1 protein-coding gene is annotated in these 211 nt (G+C 30.3%); it reads right to left on the bottom strand.

Translation table 11 applies throughout. The features are described 5' to 3' along the window. The coding region (locus C1A38_RS32735; protein ID WP_146017668.1) for an Rnase Y domain-containing protein at window positions 1-211 on the bottom strand (211 nt) is incomplete at both ends.

Genomic DNA, 211 nt, shown 5'->3' with positions numbered 1-211 from the left:
TGCGGTTTCATGTTTAATTTCTTTTCTTACTTCTTCTAGTAACATTTCTTTAGCTTGATCTGAAGTTAATCCAGCAAGCCTTTCCAATTCTTCTCTTTGTTTTTCGTATAAATTTTCTATGTTACTCTTCTTATTTTCCAGTTCTTGATGTTTTTTATTCAAACTTTCCTCTTTCTTTTCTAACATGTCACCTTTTTTGTCAAGTGCTTCT

The organism is Verrucosispora sp. ts21 (assembly GCF_002879555.1).
Lineage (GTDB): Bacteria > Actinomycetota > Actinomycetes > Mycobacteriales > Micromonosporaceae > Micromonospora > Micromonospora gifhornensis.
This window is presented reverse-complemented; position numbering and strand designations above follow the sequence as displayed.